The following is a 16725-nucleotide window of genomic DNA, read 5'->3' as shown; positions in this document are numbered from 1 at the left end:
AGGCGGTCGACATCGTCGCGCCCGACCTGCCGAAGGTCGGCGGGATGCGCGAGACCCGCAAGATCGCCGACGTGGCGAACCAGTACTACGTCCCGGTCGCGATGCACAACGTCGCCTCCCCGATCGCGACGATGGCGGCGGCGCACGTCGGCACCTCGATACCGAACTCGCTCGCGATCGAGTACCACTCCTACGAGCTCGGCTGGTGGGAGGACCTCGTCGAGGAGGACGTCATCAAGGACGGCTACATCGAGGTCCCGGAGAAACCCGGGATCGGCCTCACGCTCGACATGGACGCCGTCGAGGCGCATATGGTCGAGGGCGAGACGTTGTTTGACCCGGCGTAGCCGGGTCAGGCTCGGCCGACGAAGTCGGCCGGTGTTCGACGAAGCCTAGCTTCGTCGAGGCGTAGTTTCGTCGGGTGCGATGGACGAATCGCCCGCGTGACGAGAACGGGTCTCGTGGCGGACTTGTCTGTCGGCGTCGATATTCTCCAGACCTGATATTCTTCCCGACGCCCCGCACCCGTCGCGGGACCCGGCACTCGGAACGCGCCGCTACTCCACCGTCCCCGACGCCAAGCGCGACGATCCGAGCGCAACCAGCAATATAATCCGGTATACAACGCGTTCACAATTTATTTAGAAAAATTGTTATATTTTCCCGTTGACGGGTATCGGTATGTCCGCGGGAACACAGCTCAGGGGACGGGTCGTCGACGGGGACGAGGAGCCGCTGTCGGGACGCATCATCGTTGGAGAGCGACGGGGGACGGACGAGCCGGTCGGCCACTGGACCACCGACGGCGACGGGGCGTTCGTGATCGAGTCGGACGGGGTCGTCGACGGGGGAGCGCTCGACGCCGACGAGGTGACGTTCACCGTGCGGAACCCGATGCGCGGCGGCGCCGAGGAGCGCGTCCGGCGGCGGGAGCGGGTCGACCGCGGGGACGGCGCCGGCCTCCGGCTCGTCGTCGCTGCCCCGTCGGTCGCGATGCACGGCGGTATCGAGCACCGGGGAATGAACGAGGCGGCGTGCACCGAAATGGGTCCGATCAGGAGCCACCGCTTCTACACCCAGTTCCCCCGGCTCGACGTGTACGAGCGCGACGAGGCGCTGTTGCGGACGCTCGGCGGCGCGGGCGACGACGGGACGGACGCGCCGATGATGGAGCCCGCGGACGACCCGGTCGGCGACGCCGAGACGCCGGCGGCGTACGGGATCTTCGCCCAGTTCGTCGACCACGACATCACCTTCGACCCGACCTCCGACATCGACCGGCGGAACGACCCCGCGGCGCTCCGGAACTTCCGGACCCCCGCGCTCGACCTCGACTCCGTCTACCGCCACGGGAGCGAGACGGCGCCGTACCTCTACGACCACGAGGGCGACGAGGCCCACCTGATCACCGGGGAGGCGGAGGGGATCGGCGACCGCGCCGACGGGCTGCCCGGCACCGACCTCCAGCGGAACGGGCAGGGGCGGGCGCTGATCGGCGACCCCCGAAACGACGAGAACGTCGTCGTCTCCCAGCTCCAACTCGCGTTCGTGAACTTCCACAACCGGGTCGTCGACCACCTCCGCGGCCCCGGCGCGTCGCTGATCGAGGACGACGAGGGCGTGCTGGAGGCCGCACAGCGGCTCGTCAGGTGGCACTACCAGTGGCTCGTGCGCCACGATCTGCTCCCGCGGATCTGCGACCGATACGTGCTCGACGACGTCGAGCGGAACGGCCGGGAGTTCTTCCTCCCGGAGGGGTCCGACCCCGCCATCGCGGTCGAGTTCGCGGGGGCCGCCTACCGGTTCGGCCACAGCATGATCCGCCACGAGTACGACGTGAACGAGGCGTCCGGGAACGTCCCGCTGTTCCCCTCCGGCATGGGCGACACGCCGACGCTCCGCGGTTTCGGTCCCGTCGAAAGCGACCTCGTCGTCGACTGGACGCGCCTGCTCGACACCGGGGACGGCGACTACCAGCACGCGCGCAAGATCGACCCGCTCCTCGCGCCGGCGCTGTTCGACCTCCCGATGCCCGGCGAGGACTCGCTCGCGCTGCGGAACCTGCTCCGCGGCGAGGCGCTCGGGCTCGCTTCCGGGCAGGACGTGGCGCGTCGGATGGGGATCGACCCGATCGGTAACCAGGAGTTCGGCGACGACTCGCCCATCGTCGAGGCGCTCCGGCGACGCGAGCGCGGCGCCGACCCCGACGCCCCCCTGTGGTACTACGTCCTCGACGAGGCGCGCTACCAGGCGGACGGCGAGCGGCTCGGCGCGGTCGGCAGCCGGATCGTCGCCGAGACGCTTATCGGGCTCATAGAGCTCGACGAGACCGCCTACCCGAACGCCGCGCCCGACGGCTGGGAGCCGTCGCTGCCGCGGCTCACGCCGACCGACGGGTACACGCTCGCGGACCTGACCGCGTTCGCCGACGAGGCGAACCCGGACGGGCTGGTGATCGAGTCCGTCGACCCCGGCGCCGCCTCCGCCGACGCCCCGACCGACGAGTCGGTGACCCTCCGGAACGACGCGGCCGAGCCGGCCGACCTCGACGGCTACGTCCTCGACCTGGGCGGCCAGCGCGACCCCCTCCCGGCGACGACGGTCGCGCCCGGCGCGACGCTCACGGTCCACGTCGGGAGCGGGAGCGACGGCGCGGGCGATATCTACCTGGACCGGGGGGCCGCCGCGCTCAACGACGAGGGCGACGTCGTGACGCTCCTCGCGCCCGACGGCGAGGCGAGCACGCGACGGGTGTACGCCTGAGGTCAGTCGCCGTCGACTAGCCCCTCGATCCCCACCGGGTCGAGTCCCCGCCGGTCCAGTTCGGCTTCGATCTCGCGGAGGCGGGGCGCGATCTCGTCCGGCTCGTGGCTGTCGGTCCCGACCGTCACCCGGACGCCGGCGTCGACGAGGCGGTCGAGGAACGCCGGGGCGGGGTGGAACTCCCCGTAGTCGTCGAGCAGCCGACCGGCGTTGATCTCGGGGACGGTCCGCGACTCGCGGAGGGCGTCGGCGACCGCGCCGTAGTGGTCCTCGGTCCCGAACCCGCGGAGGTGCGGGTTGCGCTCGATCAGGTCCGGGTGCGCGGCGACCGCGAACAGCTCCGAGTCGATCAGCGCCACCAGCTTCTCGAAGTACCGGTCGACGAGAGCGCGCAGCTCGTCGTCCGGCTTGTCGGCGAAGTGCGAGCGCGCGTGGACGTTCGCGCCGTCGAGCTCGTGGACGCTGCCGACCGCGTAGTCGAAGCCGGCCTCGTCGAGGAAGTCGGCGATCACCGCCTCGTGATTGGGGTCGTAGTCCATCTCCACGGCGTCGAACACGTCGACCTCGGTCTCCGCGCGGACCTCCTCGATCGCCGTCCGGCGCCGCTCGTACGTCAGGTCGAGGTTGAACCCGAGCGCGCGCCGGTACCGCCTCGCGCCGGCCTCGGGCGAGACGTTGCAGTGATCGGCGAACCCGATCCCGTCGAGGCCCGCGTCGGCCGCGGCCTCGACCATCCACCGCAGGAACGCCCCGTCCGAGTAGTTCGTGTGAGCGTGGAGGTCGTACACGCGGGTCCGTACGTCGCGCGCGGACTCGTAGCTTCGGGTCGCCGTCGCCGCTCGGACGCGGGCCGTTCCCGTCGCTCGCCTGCGGTCAGTACCCCGTCCCGAGCGCCCGGTTCGCGACGAGCACGGCGAACGTGACGCCGAACAGGGCCGCCAGGATCGCGAAGGAGACGCCCCACCCGAAGAGGTCGGCCGCGAGCCCGACGCCGAACGAGCCCGTGGAGCCGATCACGGTGTAGACGGTCCGGACGAGCCCGAACCCGGCGCCGCGCTCCGCGTCGCTCAGCGCGTCCATGAACCGCGGGTCGATCGCCGAGAAGAAGCTCGCGCCGGAGCCGGCCAACAACACGCCGACCGCGACGCCGGCGAGCCCGGGACCGAGGACGAACGCGGCGGTGCCGACCGCGCCCGCGAGCATCGCCCCGCCGATGGCCGTGTCGCGGCCCGCCAAGTCGGAGAGCCGCCCGAGCCCCACCTGCGCGACGGCGCGCACGACGAAGAACGCCGAGAACACCCCGGCCGCGAACGACGGCGAGTAGTCGCGGAACTCGACCAGGAACGTCGGGAGGAAGGACATCACGCCCTGGACGACGTAGGTGCCGGTCATCGCGACGAACAGCGGGAGGAGGACGCTCGGCCGCGAGAGGAGCTCGACGAGCGGCGCGAGCGCGAACCGCTCCCGCATCGGCTGGTCCGGGCGCCGCGGCTCGGTCGGCCGGACGCGCCACGCGAACAGCAGGAACACCGGCGCGCCGACCAGCGCGGCCAGCGCGACCGCGGGCCGCCAGCCGTACCGGACCCCCACCCACGCCGCGGCGACGGGCGCGACGAGCCCGGCGAGGGGGCCGCCGACCGAGTGGAGCCCGATCGCGGTCCCGAGGTCGTCGAAGGTCCGCGAGAGCAGCGTCGTCGCCACCGCGTAGTGGAGCCCGGCGACGAGCCCGAGGAGCACCGCCGCCAGCACGAACAGGGGGAAGACCGGAGCGAACGCGAGCACGACGCTCATCGCCGCGGTGCCGCCGACGGCGACGAGGATCACGAGCCGCTCGCCGTACCGGTCCGCGAGCACGCCGCTCGGGAACTGGGCGGCGCCGTACGCCAGCCACATCCCGGAGAGCGCGACCCCGATGGCGGTGTTCGACACCGCGAAGTCGTCGACGATCAGCGGGACGACGGGGCTGATCGCCAGCCTGGCGAAGTACGTCACCAGGAACGCGAGCATACACAGCGACAGCACCGTGTGGCGGTACCCCCAGCTCATCCGACGCTCATTGGCGAGTCGTCGGGGCGGTCGGCGCTCAACGCTTTCGGTTCGGGACGCGGCGGCCGGCTCCGGCCTCGGTCTCGCGCGCCCTCGCCCGCCCCCGGCGCCTTCGCGATTCACCCGACGGCGTCCGGGTCGACCCGGCTCCCGACCCACAGCAACGTCGCGACGAGCCCCGCGGCCGACAGCGGGAGGAACCATCCTAGCACCGCGAGCAGTCCCGCCGAGGCCTGGACCCCGATCGCGAGCAGGAGCGTCGGGCCGCAGCAGGCGAACCCCGAGAGGATCCCGGGCACCCCGGCGGCGGCGCCCGCCCCGGCCCCGAGCCGGCAGGCCGCGGGGCCGCGCCGCGCGACCACGGACACCGCGAGGGTCGCGCCGACGAGCGCGGCGAGACCGAGCCCGATGGCGGCGTTGACCGGCGCGAACAGATATTCGACGGGCCCGACCGTCACCAGCGCGACGGGCTCGTACTGGAAGGGGCCGACCCGCCGCGTCAGGAGCGCGAGCGGGTCGCTCGCGACGGCCACCTCGACGACGGGCCCCGGACCGGTCGCGCTTCCCCTCGCGGGGCCACGGAGCCCGAGGTGCCCGACGCCGACGCCGTACGCGAGGGCGTACGCGACCGCGACGACCCCCGCCGTGACCCGGCCGTCGCGCCGGCCGAGCGCCGCGCGGACGGCGAACCCGGTCCGGCGGAGGAGTCCGACCGCCCGCGCCGCCGGCGAGTCCGTCGGCCCGGCGGTCTCAGCGGCCATCCCCCGCCCCCGTGTGCTCGCCGACGAACGCGGTGTCGGGGTAGAAGCCGGCCCACGCGAACCACATCGCGTCGAGCGCGAGCACCGGCTCCAGCGGGAGGTCGGCCGCCGCGAACCCGCCGCCCTCCGAGTCGACTCGGTACGCGTCGCCGTCCGGCTCGACCGTCAGACCGTCGGGATTACGATAGACGTACCCCGTAAAAAGTCCCGGATCCGCGACGGCGACGACGCGCTCCTCGCCGCCGTCGCCGTCGGCGACGCTCCCGGTCAGGACCCGGTCCGCGAGCAGCGTCGCCTTGTCGAACGCGACTGCACCCGCCTCGGTCCGAGCCCCGATGACGACCGACTTCGGGTGGCCCTCGTCGGGCGACGAGAGCGGCGGGAACAGCGTCGCTTCCTTCGCGTAGTAGCCGCCGAGCGGGGCGTAGCTCCCGTACGGGTCGCTCTCGTAGCGCCGGACGTACCCGGTCTCGTCGGTCATGACGAGCGACTCCGGGTGGCGCTCCGCCCACGCGTTCGCCGTCGTCCACACGACCCGGAACTCGTCGAGCGTCCCCCCGGCCATCGGCCCGTCGATCCCCGTGGCGAGCATCTGCGGCCACCAACTGTCAGTGGCCCGGTCGTACATGATCAGGTTCGAGTTGACGAGCCGCCCCGACACGCCGAACGTCGTATCGCCGCGGCGGAACCCTTGGGCCGTGCCGGTGAGCGGGCAGTAGGTGACCGCGACCGACTCGCCGCCGATCTCGTCGTTGACGATCTCGTGACGGGAGAGTACGTGTCGCGGGTACGCCTTCGCCTCCCCGTCGCGCGCGACGCCGAACACCGGGATCCCCTCGGCGTAGTTCACCTCCCCGATCGGCCGGAACGAGGGCTCGTCGATCGACGGGATCCCGTCCTTGCCGACCCCGCCGCTGAGCGCCTCCGAGCGCAGTTCGTCGGCCTCGTACGCGAGGTGGTAGTCGGCCTCGACGGTCGGTGGGCGGCCGCCGGCGTCCGACCCGTCGACGCGTTCGCCGTCGCTGTCGCGTTCGCTATCGCCGCCGCTTCCGTCTCCGTTCCCGCCCGCGCCGTCGCCCGCTCCGTCCCCGTCGCTCACCTCGCCGCCGAACGAGTCGCGGACGACGCCGCCGAGACAGCCGGCGACCCCGGCGCCGCCGACCGCCGCGAGACCGGCCAGCGCGGACCGACGAGAGCGTTTCATACGCCACGCTCCGGGCTCGACGGTATAAAGATCGAAGCGCGGGTGTGATCGTCACACACAGCCGGACCGGCTCAGTCGGTCGCGTCGCCCGAGGGGTCCGAGGGGCCGGACCCGCCCTCCGAACGCTCGCGCAGCCGCGCTGCGATGGCGTCGCCCGCGGTCCGCGGGTCCGGGTCCGCGACGGTCACCGCGTCGCCGACGGCGACGCGCCCCGGCTCGACGACGTCACAGCAGAGCCCGCCGCGGTTCCGGAGCGCCGACGCGAGCCCGGCCTCGCCCGCTAGCTCCTCCACGCGGGCGCAGGGCGGCCGGCGTCGGGTCGGGCGCAGGCGCGCGTCGCCGACCGCGACGGTCGCCTCCAGCAGGTCGTCCGCTTCCGGGCCGAACCCCTCGACGACGACGTTCCGGCGGTGGCGACCGTCGGAGACGTCGATTCCGGTCTCCGCGCGGACCGCGTCGAGCGCCTCGGCGGCGACGAGCGTGACGGCGCAGCCGTCAAGCTCGAAGTGCCCGTCGCCGCTGCGGTAGCGGTCGCCCTCGACGCCGTCCGGCCGGATCGAGACCGCCTCCCGGAGCTCTGGCGACGCGCCGGCCTCGGGCGCCGTGACGAGGCTTCGGACGACGCCGCTCGCGCCGCCCTCACCGCTCGCGCCGCCTTCCCCGCTCACGGCGTCCCTCCGAGAAGGTCCGGATCGCCCGGTTTCAGCCACTCGCGGTGCGCGTAGTAGACGGCGCCGACCGGGGGCGCGACCAGCGAGGCCAGCACGTACAGCCATTTGAAAAGCCCGAAATCGGCGACGCCGCGCTCATCCAGCGACAGCGCGTCGAGGAGCACCGCGGCGGTCGCGAGCGGGGCGAGGAGGTAGCCGTGGGCGAAGGCGACGGCGGCGCCGACCGGGGTGCCGGCGGAGAGGAGCGCCCAGTCGAGCGCGTAGAGGACGGTCCACCCGCCGGCGGCGACGGCGAGGACGAGGAGCCACGGGCCGTCGAATCGGCGGTCGGACGGCTCGGCGGCCGACCCGTCGGGGTCGTCGTCGGGGGTCGCGGCGTGGGTGCTCATGGCTTCGCTGAGGGTCGGACGCTACTCAACGTTCGGGTCCGGCGGTCAGTCGACTGGACGGCGACGCGATCGACACGCCGACGCGGCGACGCTCGGCCGTCCTACTCGTCGAACGTGCCCGCGGAGAGGTACCGCTCGCCGCTGTCCCAGAACACGGTGACGACGAGGGGTTCGTCGCCCGCGTACGCACCCGACTCGCGGAGTTCGTCGGCGACCGCCTTCGCCGCGAGGTTCGAGGCGCCCGAGGACTGCCCCACGAGGATCCCCTCCTCGCGGGCGAGCCGGCGGCACTCGGCCTCGGCCTCGTCGATGCCGACGGTGTGTACCTCGTCGACGAGGTCGACGTCGAGGTTCGGCGCGACAAATCCCGGTCCCATCCCCTGGAACGCGTCGTTCCCGGGCTCGCCGCCGGAGAGGACGGCGTTGTCACTGGGCTCGACCGCGTCGATCCGCACGTCGGGAAATTCCTCGCGGAGGCGCCGACCGATCCCGGAGAGGGTGCCGCCGGTCCCGACGCCGGCGACGAGCGCGTCGACGGTCCGGTCGGCGACCTGCTCGACGACCTCGGGGCCGGTCGTCTCGTAGTGCGCCCGCGGGTTCGCGGGGTTCTCGAACTGGCGGAGCTGGACCATCCCCGCCTCGGTCTCGAGCTCGTCGGCGCGCTCCTTGGCCGCGGAGATATCTCCGTCGACGATTTCGAGGTCGGCGCCGTACGCGCGCATGATCCGGCGGCGCTCCATCGACTTCCCGTCCGGCATCACGAGCGTCACGTCGTACCCCTTCACGGCGCCGACCATCGCCAGCCCGATGCCGGTGTTGCCCGAGGTGGGCTCGACGATTCCGTCGCCGGGCTCCAGTTCGCCCGACTCCTCGGCCGCCTCGACCATGTACCGCGCCGGCCGGTCCTTGGCGGAGCCGCCGGGGTTGCGCGACTCGACCTTCGCGGCCACCGTCGTCGCCGGCGGGGAGTCGACCCGTACCAGCGGCGAGCCGAGCCCCTCCAGCACGTCGTCGTCCATTGCGCGAACGAACGGGACCGAGGCTCAAATGCCCGACGGACCGCGGCAAGACGCGCGCCCCGCGGAGCCCCGTCCCTCGCGACGCCGCTTCCGCGCCGTTCCCGCCCGCGCCGTTCCCGCGCGTCCACGTCGCGGTTGCCACCGACGCGCGGTTTACAAGCATCCCCGGCGTATTCGAGGGTATGACGCTCGAAACGCTCGCGCCCGACGGGGCCGACGGCGACGCGGTCGACGACGAGGTCCTGGCGGCGCTCGGGGCCGGCGACTACCGGTACAAGGTGTGGGGCGGCGACTGGTGCGGCGACTGTCAGCGCCAGCTCCCGGCGTTCGCGGCCGCGCTCGACGCGGCCGGGGTTCCCGGAGATCGGATCGAGGACTTCCCGGTCACGAAGGGACCGAACGGGAAGGAGGGCGAAGGGGTCGACGAGTACGGCATCGAGCTGATCCCGACCGTCGTCGTCGAGGGCGCCGACGGCGAGGAGCTCGCCCGCTTCGTCGAGGAGGCGGACGCCTCGATCGCCGAGTTCCTCGCGCGGGAGCTCGCCGAGGTCGGGGCGAGCGCCTGAGTCGGGGCGGTGTTTCGCTCCGCTTACGAGTCCAGCTCCGCGACGATCCGCTCGCGAACGTCTCCCGCGTCCACGGGCGCCCACGCCTCGATATCGTAGGTCACGTCGGCGAGGACCTCCAGCCGATCGGCGTCGCCGACGTTGATCGCCGCGACCGCGTCCTCTGAGAGGCGCGCGAGGACCGCCCCCGAGAGCGCCTCGCGGTCCACGCCGCGCTCGGGCACGTCGAGGATGTGCGGGAGGTCCGACGCGCCCTCGGGCAGCGACGGGAACGCGGCGGGACCCACCGCGAGGGCGACCTCGTCGGCGTCGTCGCCGCCGTCCGGGTCGGCGACGGCGGTCGACCCGCCGCCGGCCTCGTCGATCGCCTCCGGCGGGGCGGGCACCAGCGCGTACTCCGCGACGGCGACGTCGATCGCGGCCGCGATGGCGTCGTCGTCGACCTCGGTCCGTCGCTTGAACGCGAGCTCCGAGAGCGCGCGCGCGAGTTCCGCGCGGGTGAGCCAGCCGAACAGGTCGACGACGCCCGCGAGGTCGTCGCGCGCGGCCACGCTCGGCGCGTCGGCGGCGGAGTTCGCCGCGGAACCGCCCGGTTCGCCTCCCTCCGTCATCGGTCAGTCCTCCCCGGGGGCGGGGTCGGAGGGCGGGTCCGCCGGCGGCCGGTGGCCGTTCCCGCGGACGTCGGCGTCGCCGATCACCGCACCGGCCGCGTCGTCGGTCGTCTCCGCCAGGTCCGCCCGGGCCGCCGCCGCGACCTCGGCGGGCGTGACCGGCGCGTCGCGCCACGCCGGGAGGCGGGTGTCGGGCCCCGGTTCCCCGAGGGCGTCGGCGTACGTCGCGACCTGCGAGCGCTCGTCGTCGCGGTCGTAGTCGAGCCCGTTGAACGCGGCGTCGGTCTCGTAGCCGTCGATCAGCCGCTCGGCCGCCTCCCGGTAGCGGTCGGCGATCCCGTCGTAGTCGACGGCGACGCCGCCGTCCTCGACCGCGCGGAGGGTCGCCTCGCCGACGGCCCGGCTCATGTCGGCGAGGCCGGTCGGCCCGTCGACGGAGCGGTGGTCGTGCTCGTAGCGACCGAGATCGACCTGCGCGCTCCCCGCGAAGCCGGCGTGCGCGAACGCCTCGCCGAGCGTGCCGACCTCAAGCCCCCACCCGCGCTGGACGCGAAGCTTCGAGACGAGCTCCGTCGTCGCCGCGAACTCCCCGGCGAGCGCGTACCGGAAGGCGTCGAGGTACTCGATCACGCCCGCCTCGCGGCGCTTGGTGGCGTCAGCGAGCGCGCGGACGAGCGGCCGGAAGAACAGCCGGAACAGCCGGCCGTACAGCGCGCCGTCCTCGACGCGGGCGTAGTACCCCTTCGAGAACGCGTGGCCGTTCGCGACCGGGAACAGCAGGCGGTCGACGAACGCCGGCGAGTACGTCTTCGTGTCGGCGTCGTGGACGACGACGTACTCCTCCTCCAGCGCGCGGCCGAGGCCGAGCCACACGTCGCGGCCCTTCCCGCGGTCGCCGTCGAGGCCGCGGTCGGCGAGCAGTTCCGAGAGCCGGGGGCCGCCGCACCAGAGCGTCTCCACGTCGAGGTCGAAGCCGGCCAGCCACCGGGCGAAGGGACCGACCCGCTCCGCCGAGGCTCGGAGGGGGACGATCACGCGGGCGGGGTCGACCGTCTCCAGCGCCGAGAGGACGCGCTCGGCCGCGAGCGTGCCGTACTCGCGCTCCGTCATCGGCACCACGACCGCCGCCCGGCCGGCGGGGGCGGCCGGCCGGTGGTCGGTCAACGCGTGCAGCGTCGTCACGCGCTCTTGGACGTACTCCATTATCACCGTACACGGGCGGGACGACCTAAATAGGTGCGATACCCGTGGTCCGTGCCGACAGGGGGCGGCGGGCGCGATCCGCACACGGGCTCTTGCCGCCGTCCGCCGACGCTCACGCCGCCGGCTCCGCGCCCGCCGCGCCGCCCGGGACGCGACCCGCGCGCTCCAGGACGGCGTAGGCGACGACGACCGCCCCGAGCCCCCCGGCGAGCGAGAGGAAGACAGTGTCGTAGGCGACGCCCGCCTCGATCGCCTCCCCGACGGCCCACGAGCCGGCCGCCTGCGTCGACATCATCCCGGCGGAGTAGACGGCGTACGCCGACGCGCGGGACTCGTCCGGCAGCGACGCGAGCAGGTAGGTGTCCATCGCGGGGAACAGCATGTGAATCGCGAAGCCGACGGCGACGCTGGCGGCGACGACGGCGGCGATCCCCCCGGAGACGACGACGAGGACGACGCCCCCGACGAACGCGGAGACGATCCCGAGCAGGTACGGCACGTGCGGGAGTCGGTCGGCGAGGTAGCCCGAGACGAGGAAGGCGGGGACGCCCGCGGCGAAGATCACCGTCAGGAGGTTCCGCGCGGTCGCCGGCGCGAGCTCCTTGTCGACCATGTACAGCTCGTAGAAGTTGAACAGGCCCTGCCAGACGAACCCGGTGAGCCCCATCAGGACGACGGCCGTCAGGATGAGCTTCCACTCGGAGCGCGCGCCCCCGAGGAAGTCGGTGTCGCCCGCGCCGGCGTCGGGGAGGTCCGTCCGCGAGGCGAGGGCGACGAAGGCGACCGTCGTCGCGGCCGCGGCGACCGCGAGCCCGTAGAAGGCGAGCCGCCAGTCGTACCAGAGCGCGACCGTGACGACCGGCGCGGCGGCGACCGCGGCGAGCTGGCTCGCGGTCCCGTGGACCCCCATCGCGCGCCCGACCCGCTCCGGGAACAGCTCGGAGACGAACGGGTTCGCGGCGACGAAGTAGACGCCGGACGCCAGGCCGATCGCGAACGCGGCGGCCATCAGCGTCGGCACGCCGGGCGCGAGCGCGACGCCGAGCGCGCCGAGCGTCAGCACCGCCCCCGAGGTCACGATGACCAGGCGCCGAGAGAACCGAGTGAGCGCCCACCCGGCCGGGAGCCGCGGGGCCGCGGAGCCGAGCCACGCGAGCGTGACGATGAGCCCCGCGGTCCCCTCGCCGATCGCGAACTCGGCGATGAACTCGCCCACGAGCGGCGCGAACACGACGCGCGCGAAGTTGACGAGGAAGACGAAGGCACACAGCGAGCCGAACAGCCGAGTCCGTGACACGGGCGGTCTTCACGACGCCCGGAGACAAGCGTTGCGAAAGCGAGGCGCGCCGGGGAGGCGGGTGCGTCGGACCGCCGAACCGCGCACGTCGAACCGCGGGGCGGGGCTCCCCCCTCTCGTCCGACTCGCGTCGTACGAGGTTTTTATACCCACACGCGTTCAAGCCGGACACATGAAATCGACGCGAAAGGGGCTCCGCGACGGCGACCTGTTTAAAGACACCTACGAGCGCCTGAACTGCGCCGACTGCGAGCAGGTGCTGAAAAAGCAGAACGACCCCGACGAGGTGTTCTCGGTCCGGGTGTGCCCCGAGTGCGAGGCGACCTACAAGGAGCTTCGTTAGGCCGACGCGCCGGCGTCGCCGGCTCCCGACGAGCTTCGCCTCGGTCCCGACGCGTCCCCGCCCGTCCTCCCCCGACTCGTTTTCCCCCTCCTCGCTCGCGTCCGCGGAGCGGCGCGCTCACTCGAAGACGGCGTCGAACGCCGACGCGCCGAGCGGGTCAAAGGTGCCGGCGGCGACGTTCTCGCGGACGTGATCGAGGTCGCTCGCGCCCACGAGCGAGGCGGTGACGCCCGGCGCGCTCCGGGCGAAGTTGAGCGCGCGCTGGGCGGGCGTCTCCCCCGCGAGCGTCGCGTCGATGTCGGCGGGGATCGCGCCCTCGCGCGCCAGTTCGCCCTGGCCGATGCTCGCGCTCGTCACCGCGGAGAGCCCGGCCTCGTGGGCGAATTCGAGGGCCGAGATCGGGTCGGCGCCGGCGTCCGGCGGGCGGTGGTTCCGCCGCGTGAACGCGTCCGCCATCGCCACGTTGAACGGGAGCTGTATCGCCTCGAACCCGTGGTCGTCGCCCCGGCCGACCGCCTCGCCGGCGGCCTCGGCCCGCGCGAGGACCTCGGCGAGCGAGAGGTACCGGTCGTCGCCCTCGGGCACGCGGAAGGCGTCCCACGTCGCGACGCCGTACGCCCCGACGTCGCCGGCGACGCGTCGGCGCTCCAGCGCCTCGAAGGCGGCCTCCAGCCGGTCGTACACCGCCTCGCGGGAGCGGGCCGCGAGCTGGGTCTCCGGGTTGTGGACGTAGAAGCAGTCGACCGCGTCGAGCCCCAGTCGATCCAGGGAGCGGTCGAGCGACCACTCCAGGTAGTCGGGCGCGATCGCGTGAGCGCCGTTCGCGAGCTCGTCGGCGTCGACGATGCCGGCCCCGAGGAAGCGGTCGCGGACGTACGCCGCCGGGTCGGCGGGGCGCTCGCCGTCGAACGGGAGGAACCCGCCCTTCGTCGTCACCACGACCGCGTCGCGGTCGATCGGCGAGTCGCGGACCGCCTCGCCGACGACGCGCTCGGCCCGCCCGCAGCGGTAGTTGACCGCGGTGTCGACGTGGTTCACGCCGGAGCGGAGCGCGAGCCCGATCGCCTCGCGGTAGGCGTCGTCGACGGCGGCGGTCGGGTCGCCGAGGTAAGTCCCGATCCCGACGCTGGAGGCCACCCCGGGGCCGAACCGCCGGAAGTACGTGCGCCCGAAGGCGTCGCCGAACTCGTCGCGGTAGGCCCAGAGCGCGTCGCGGGTCGCCATGTTCGTCCGCCCGGTGGCGCCGCGGCGGGAAAAGTCGCGCGGCGACGGGCGGGTCGGGTGACGAGCGGGTCGAGTGACGACCGGGCCGGGTCTCGCCCCGCGTCGTGTCGGACGCCCGCACGACGCCGACGCAACGACTATACGTCGGCCGAGAGTCAGTTCTGACAATGGCCTCGCTCACCGACCACCTGTCCGATCTCGTCGAGGACGCGGACGCCGCCCTGCTGTTCTCGCCGACGAGCTCCTTCCACGACCGGTTCGAGGACGACGAGGCGGAGATCGTCGTCGTCGCCCCCGACAACGACGTCGACGCCGACGTGTTCGTCGAGCTCCCCCTCCCGTTCGACAACGTGAAAGACCGGATTCGGTTCGGGATCGAGGGCGCGATGGACGCCGACCTGGTGGCCGAGGGCGACGAGGTCGTCTGCATCGCGAGCGTCTTCGACGGGGGGTCGGACGCCGTGGTCCGCGTCACCGTCGACGAGACGGTCCACACCGGGATCTACGATCTGTTCGTCAACTCCCGCGCCGAGCCGAGCGTGATCCGCGACGTGTTCGAGGTCGCGATCGAGCTCGGACAGAAGGGGCAGAAGGGCAAGCCGGTGGGCGCGCTGTTCGTCGTCGGCGACGCGGGGAAGGTGATGAACAAGTCCCGGCCGCTGTCGTACAACCCCTTCGAGAAGTCGCACGTCCACGTCGGCGACCCCATCGTCAACGTGATGTTAAAGGAGTTCTCCCGGCTGGACGGCGCGTTCGTCGTCTCCGACTCCGGGAAGATCGTCTCCGCGTACCGCTACCTCGAACCGGGCGCGGAGGGCGTCGACATCCCGAAGGGGCTCGGCGCGCGCCACATGGCCGGCGGCGCGATCACCCGGGACACGAACGCGACCGCGATCGTGCTCTCGGAGTCGGACGGGCTGGTCCGAGCGTTCAAGGCGGGCGAGCTCGTCCTGGAGATCGATCCGGAGGAGTACTGATCGCCCATGTCCGCGGTACCGAACGCGCTCGGGGAGCTCGTCGCGGGGGTCCCCGAGCGGGCGTGGCTCGCGCTGTTCGTGCTCGTCTTCGGCCTGATCGCGGCGTACCTCGTCGGCGTGATCAACAGGCGGCTGCTGACCCGGGCGGGCGTGCCCGAGGCGATAGAGGGGACCGCCTTCGAGCGCACCGTCAGGGAGTTCGACACGTCGACCGTACGAATCTTAGCGCGGCTGTCCAGCTACTTCATCCTCGCCGTCGCCGTCATCGTCGCCCTGACCGTCGCCGAGGTCAACTACCTCGACCGGTTCTGGTCCTCGGTCGCCTCCTTCCTCCCCCGCCTCTTCGTCGCCGCGGTCGTCATGATCGTCGGCGTCGTCGTCGGCGACAAGGCGGAGCTGCTCGTCGCCGAACGGCTCCGCGGGATCAAGCTCCCCGAGCTCGGCGTGTTGCCGCCGCTCGTCAAGTACAGCGTCGCCTACGTCGCCGCGCTCGTCGCCCTCGGGCAGGTGGGCGTCCAGACGCTCGCCCTGATCGTGCTGCTCGCGGCGTACGCGTTCGCGGTCGTCCTCTTCGCCGCGCTCGCCACGAAGGACCTCGTCGCCAGCGCGGCCGCCGGGGTGTTCCTCCTCCTCCGGCAGCCCTACGGCGTCGGCGACGAGGTGAAGGTGGCCGGCGAGCGCGGCATCGTCCAGGAGGTCGACCTGTTCGTCACGCACATCGAGGCCGACGGGGAGGACCACGTGATCCCGAACCACTCGGTGTTCCGCGACGGGATCGTCCTGATCCGGGAGTGAGTCTGCGGGGGCGAGAGGGGGAGAAGCGGGCGGCCGCCGAGTTCATCGACCGTTCCCACTCCGTGGGAGTCCCTATCACGGTATAAGCCGTCCGGCGACGAAGGACCGACCATGAGCCGCGACGACGACGCCGACGCCGTCGCCTGCGAGGGGTGGAACGGGAGCGAGTGCGAGGGGACGGTCCACTGCCCGCCGCGGTGCCCCCGGTTCGTGGACGAGGCGGGCGCCCGGTGGACGGTCCGGCCGGCCGTCCGGGCGGACGCCGCAGCGCTCGCCGAGATGTACGAGGGGTTCGACGGCGACGACCGCGCGCAGGGGCTCCCGCCGGTGACGCGGGAGCGCCGGGCCGAGTGGATCGGGTCGACGCTGGCCGACGGCTGCAACGTCGTCGCCGAGTGCGACGGCGAGGTGCTCGGCCACGCGATGTACGCCCCGACCGACGCGGCCCGCCCGGAGCTCGCCGTCTTCGTCCACCCGACGGCCCAGGGCCGCGGCGTCGGGACCGAGCTCTGTCGACACGTGATCGCGAACGCCGCCGCCGCGGGCCGGGACGGGCTCGAACTCCACGTCGAGGCCGGGAACCACGTCGCCCGCCGCGTCTACCGAAACGTGGGGTTCGAGCTCGTCGAGCGCAGCTACGCCCTCCGGATGGCGCTCGACCTCGACGACCCGGTTGCGACCGCGGTCCGCTGGCCGCCGCTCGCGCGCGAGGGGCCCGCGGCGCCGGCCCCCGGCGAGTCGTCCGCAGCCGACCGGTCGCACGCGCCGGCCGACGACTGAGCGGTCCGAGCCGGGGTCCCGGCGCTCCCCGCCACCGACGCTTCTCGCCACCCCCGACTCCCCGCCACCGCAACCG

General features: G+C 73.1%; 18 protein-coding genes. 7 read left to right on the top strand and 11 right to left on the bottom strand.

All coding sequences use genetic code 11. The annotated features are described in order from the left end of the window. On the top strand, positions 1–347 hold a 347-nt coding region (locus tag SD626R_RS05620), incomplete at its 5' end, for an enolase C-terminal domain-like protein (protein ID WP_303645075.1). A gap of 334 nt (positions 348–681) precedes the next feature. After that, entirely contained in the window at positions 682–2763 is a 2082-nt protein-coding gene (locus tag SD626R_RS05615) for a peroxidase family protein (RefSeq protein WP_092564626.1), read from the top strand. 2 nt (positions 2764–2765) lie between these two features. Here the strand turns inward: SD626R_RS05615 and SD626R_RS05610 are convergent, their stop codons facing one another. The 7 genes from SD626R_RS05610 to SD626R_RS05580 all read right to left on the bottom strand — a co-directional run bounded on the left by SD626R_RS05610 (position 2766) and on the right by SD626R_RS05580 (position 8853). Next, positions 2766–3551 carry a PHP domain-containing protein gene (locus SD626R_RS05610; protein WP_092564624.1) on the bottom strand — a complete coding sequence of 262 codons (786 nt, stop codon included), beginning with the start codon at positions 3549–3551 and terminating at the stop codon, positions 2766–2768. 85 nt (positions 3552–3636) lie between these two features. Then, the gene (locus tag SD626R_RS05605) at positions 3637–4809 is read right to left on the bottom strand and encodes an MFS transporter (RefSeq protein ID WP_092564622.1); all 1173 of its coding nucleotides are present in this window, start codon (positions 4807–4809) and stop codon (positions 3637–3639) included. A 119-nt stretch (positions 4810–4928) separates the two neighbouring features. Further along, a complete protein-coding gene (locus tag SD626R_RS05600) occupies positions 4929–5570 on the bottom strand; it encodes a hypothetical protein (RefSeq protein WP_092564620.1) in 642 nt (213 codons plus the stop codon). Further along, a complete protein-coding gene (locus tag SD626R_RS05595) occupies positions 5560–6774 on the bottom strand; it encodes a DUF3179 domain-containing protein (protein ID WP_092564618.1) in 1215 nt (404 codons plus the stop codon). The genes SD626R_RS05600 and SD626R_RS05595 overlap by 11 nt, the downstream gene beginning before the upstream one ends. Before the next feature lie 71 nt (positions 6775–6845). Further along, positions 6846–7442: an MOSC domain-containing protein gene (locus tag SD626R_RS05590; protein WP_241996767.1), complete on the bottom strand. Its 597-nt coding sequence runs from the start codon at positions 7440–7442 to the stop codon at positions 6846–6848. After that, complete coding sequence (locus SD626R_RS05585; RefSeq protein WP_092564616.1) at positions 7439–7834, bottom strand: hypothetical protein; 396 nt, start codon at positions 7832–7834, stop codon at positions 7439–7441. The genes SD626R_RS05590 and SD626R_RS05585 overlap by 4 nt, the downstream gene beginning before the upstream one ends. Positions 7835–7935: 101 nt before the next feature. Then, positions 7936–8853: a PLP-dependent cysteine synthase family protein gene (locus tag SD626R_RS05580; RefSeq protein WP_092564613.1), complete on the bottom strand. Its 918-nt coding sequence runs from the start codon at positions 8851–8853 to the stop codon at positions 7936–7938. A 182-nt stretch (positions 8854–9035) separates the two neighbouring features. Here SD626R_RS05580 and SD626R_RS05575 point away from each other — a divergent pair, with 182 nt between their 5' ends. Continuing rightward, a complete protein-coding gene (locus SD626R_RS05575; protein WP_092564612.1) occupies positions 9036–9419 on the top strand; it encodes a TlpA family protein disulfide reductase in 384 nt (127 codons plus the stop codon). 23 nt (positions 9420–9442) lie between these two features. Here SD626R_RS05575 and SD626R_RS05570 read toward each other — a convergent pair whose 3' ends face one another. The 3 genes from SD626R_RS05570 to SD626R_RS05560 form a co-directional block, all read right to left on the bottom strand. Then, a complete protein-coding gene (locus tag SD626R_RS05570) occupies positions 9443–10030 on the bottom strand; it encodes a DUF7109 family protein (protein ID WP_092564610.1) in 588 nt (195 codons plus the stop codon). A gap of 3 nt (positions 10031–10033) precedes the next feature. After that, positions 10034–11233 (bottom strand): glycosyltransferase family protein, encoded by a 1200-nt coding sequence (locus SD626R_RS05565; protein WP_092564608.1) that lies wholly within the window; start codon positions 11231–11233, stop codon positions 10034–10036. Between the two features lie 112 nt (positions 11234–11345). Beyond that, the gene (locus tag SD626R_RS05560; protein ID WP_092564606.1) at positions 11346–12530 is read right to left on the bottom strand and encodes an MFS transporter; all 1185 of its coding nucleotides are present in this window, start codon (positions 12528–12530) and stop codon (positions 11346–11348) included. Positions 12531–12702: 172 nt separating this feature from the next. Here SD626R_RS05560 and SD626R_RS16740 point away from each other — a divergent pair, with 172 nt between their 5' ends. Continuing rightward, entirely contained in the window at positions 12703–12873 is a 171-nt protein-coding gene (locus tag SD626R_RS16740; RefSeq protein WP_176697280.1) for an HVO_0758 family zinc finger protein, read from the top strand. A gap of 117 nt (positions 12874–12990) precedes the next feature. Here SD626R_RS16740 and SD626R_RS05555 read toward each other — a convergent pair whose 3' ends face one another. After that, positions 12991–14097, bottom strand: coding sequence for an aldo/keto reductase (locus tag SD626R_RS05555; protein ID WP_092564604.1), 1107 nt, complete (start codon positions 14095–14097; stop codon positions 12991–12993). Positions 14098–14264: 167 nt separating this feature from the next. Here SD626R_RS05555 and dacZ point away from each other — a divergent pair, with 167 nt between their 5' ends. The 3 genes from dacZ (at position 14265) to SD626R_RS05540 (ending at position 16649) form a co-directional block, all read left to right on the top strand. Continuing rightward, a complete protein-coding gene (gene dacZ / locus SD626R_RS05550) occupies positions 14265–15074 on the top strand; it encodes a diadenylate cyclase DacZ (RefSeq protein WP_092564602.1) in 810 nt (269 codons plus the stop codon). A gap of 6 nt (positions 15075–15080) precedes the next feature. Next, complete coding sequence (locus SD626R_RS05545) at positions 15081–15869, top strand: mechanosensitive ion channel domain-containing protein (protein WP_092564600.1); 789 nt, start codon at positions 15081–15083, stop codon at positions 15867–15869. A 111-nt stretch (positions 15870–15980) separates the two neighbouring features. Further along, positions 15981–16649, top strand: coding sequence for a GNAT family N-acetyltransferase (locus tag SD626R_RS05540; protein ID WP_092564598.1), 669 nt, complete (start codon positions 15981–15983; stop codon positions 16647–16649). The last annotated feature ends 76 nt before the right edge of the window (positions 16650–16725 follow it).

It is taken from the genome of Halorubrum sp. SD626R, assembly GCF_001261915.1.
Taxonomy (GTDB): domain Archaea; phylum Halobacteriota; class Halobacteria; order Halobacteriales; family Haloferacaceae; genus Halorubrum.
This window is presented reverse-complemented; position numbering and strand designations above follow the sequence as displayed.